Origin of the sequence: Acinetobacter sp. 809848 (assembly GCF_000581275.1) — a bacterium.
Classification (GTDB): domain Bacteria; phylum Pseudomonadota; class Gammaproteobacteria; order Pseudomonadales; family Moraxellaceae; genus Acinetobacter; species Acinetobacter pittii.
Genome location: NZ_JEXG01000117.1, coordinates 1 through 2,047, shown reverse-complemented (window position 1 = coordinate 2,047; position 2,047 = coordinate 1). Strand labels below are relative to the sequence as shown.

The window sequence follows — 2,047 nt, the reverse complement described above, 5'->3', positions numbered from 1 at the left end:
AGCAGATAAGTTGGGTATTTCACCCCATGAGGTCAACATTCAATTACAACCTAACGGCAAACCTTTTATACAAGGTAGTAAAGCTGTTTATTTCAATCTTAGTCATTCAGCAGACGTTATTGTTCTTGCGGTGACTGAAAAAGGAGAAATAGGAGTTGATGTTGAACGGCTGGACCGTGAGTTCGATTGGATGCGTGTCGATAGTGTGTTAGCGCCAAGTGAAATTGAATGGATTCAGGAAAATGAAAGGATTGATCCATCCACTGTATATCAACGGTTTTTTCAAATATGGACCTTAAAAGAATCCTATATTAAATGTACTGGCGAAGGAATGAGTCGTCATTTAAAGAAGCTCAACTTTCATGTGTTAGCTGAACATATAGAGTTTCTCGATTCAACTCGTGATATTCAAAAGGCAGAAGAATATTATTTCCAAAGCTATGTCTATGATCATAACTTCATCTTTTCTATCTGTTTACAACAAAGATGTAGTCTAGAGCGCTTTAACTTGGATTGTTTTCAATCATTACCCTTTATATCTACGCATCGGATAACACCAATACCCTGCAAATATAACTAGATTAACTCGAAACAATTACTGGTTTAAAAATCTGAGTCTATCAATGAAATACTCGGCCTTGAGCTGAGCTATTCTCAGAATGAATATGCTGTGAATCGATAGAACGTAAAATCATGGGTCGATAAAAAGAAAAAAGCCCCAGTCTTTCGACTAGGGCCTTTTAAATTTGGAGCGGGAAACGAGACTCGAACTCGCGACCCCAACCTTGGCAAGGTTATGCTCTACCAACTGAGCTATTCCCGCGTGCCGCTTATAATACATTAAGCAAAACAAGGGTCAACAACTTTATGCAAATAATTATGCTGATTGCATAAAATAAAAACAGAAATGAGCATTTAGCGGTATTTTTATTGTTAAGTTGCCGAATAAATAGACATTTTGTTTGAAGTCAAAGCATACAAGAGCAACTTTTGTTTGTGTGTAGACAAGGTATACTAGGTGCAAATATACGAATAATCGTAAAAGGAAAAGCTATGAGCCTTGAACAACAGTTGATTGAACGGTTACAAACACTTGCACCTAGCCATTTGGAAGTGATCAATGAGTCTGCCGGGCACGGTGGTTATTTTCCAGGTAAGGAATCTCATTTTAAAGTGATTATAGTGAGCGACGAATTTAATGGATTGCGTTTGGTTCAACGTCATCAAAAAGTATACGCGTTAGCTTCTGATTTGATGAATCCAGGCCAAATTCATGCTTTAGCGATTCATGCTTATTTGCCAAGTGAGTGGCAAGGTCAAGCTCCTGCTAGCCCAGAATGTGCACATGCACCTAAAAGCTAAGGGTTAATTTCATGGATGCACATTTACTCACTAAAATTATTCATATGACTGCAGTAGCTGCCGCACTTATGGTCTTTGTTTTACGCGCTTCAACTCTGTTTATAGGTGTTCAAGGTGAACAACCCAATCCAGCAGGGCGTAAAGTATTAGTTGCCTTACAACATTTGTCATTTACCGTGGTTTTCATTACGGGTGCAATTTTGTTAGTCATGAAAGACTTTCAAGTACAACCGTGGTTTTACGCTAAAATTATTCTATTTTTAGTGTTGTTATCTTCCCTGATGAAAGCCTTTAAAAAAGATGACACTCTTTTGTTGGCACAGCGTCGTGCAGGTTTGGTCATTAGTGCGATTGCATTTATTGCTATTATTATCTTAGTGATTGTGAAACCTGTTTTTGCTTAATTGTTCTACATTCTTTGCCTTTTTGATTAAGCTCTAGGTTAAACTGCGTACAGTAAAATAATATGCAGAGGGAAACATGTTAACTCGTGTGGTGTTTAACCAAAAAGGCGGTGTAGGGAAATCAAGTATTACTGTAAATTTGGCTGCAATTAGTGCCAAACATGGCTTAAGAACATTGGTGATCGATCTTGATCCTCAAGCCAATTCTAGTCAGTATCTTTTAGGTGACGAAGCAACCTATTCTGCTGAAAAATCAATTTTAGAGCCAAATATCGAAAATT

Annotated in this window: 4 protein-coding genes and 1 tRNA gene; 4 read left to right on the top strand and 1 reads right to left on the bottom strand. The window is 37.7% G+C overall.

The window, feature by feature from the left end; all coding sequences use genetic code 11:
• On the top strand, positions 1-580 hold a 580-nt coding region (locus tag J536_RS24070), incomplete at its 5' end, for a 4'-phosphopantetheinyl transferase family protein (protein ID WP_032064244.1).
• A gap of 167 nt (positions 581-747) precedes the next feature.
• Here the strand turns inward: J536_RS24070 and J536_RS24065 are convergent.
• Positions 748-823 (bottom strand) — tRNA-Gly (locus J536_RS24065).
• 230 nt (positions 824-1,053) lie between these two features.
• Between J536_RS24065 and J536_RS24060 the strand changes: the two genes are divergently transcribed.
• The 3 genes from J536_RS24060 to J536_RS24050 form a co-directional block, all read left to right on the top strand.
• Complete coding sequence (locus tag J536_RS24060; protein WP_002114074.1) at positions 1,054-1,362, top strand: BolA family protein; 309 nt, start codon at positions 1,054-1,056, stop codon at positions 1,360-1,362.
• Between the two features lie 11 nt (positions 1,363-1,373).
• On the top strand, positions 1,374-1,766 hold the full coding sequence (locus J536_RS24055; protein WP_005071964.1) for a SirB2 family protein: 393 nt from the start codon (positions 1,374-1,376) through the stop codon (positions 1,764-1,766).
• A 76-nt stretch (positions 1,767-1,842) separates the two neighbouring features.
• On the top strand, positions 1,843-2,047 hold a 205-nt coding region (locus J536_RS24050; protein ID WP_032064243.1), incomplete at its 3' end, for a ParA family protein.

Excerpts from the sequence above, each read along its gene's own strand:
- J536_RS24055 (WP_005071964.1), top strand. The coding sequence starts at position 1,374 with ATGGATGCACATTTACTCACTAAAATTATTCATATGACTGCAGTAGCT.
- J536_RS24060 (WP_002114074.1), top strand. The coding sequence starts at position 1,054 with ATGAGCCTTGAACAACAGTTGATTGAACGGTTACAAACACTTGCACCT.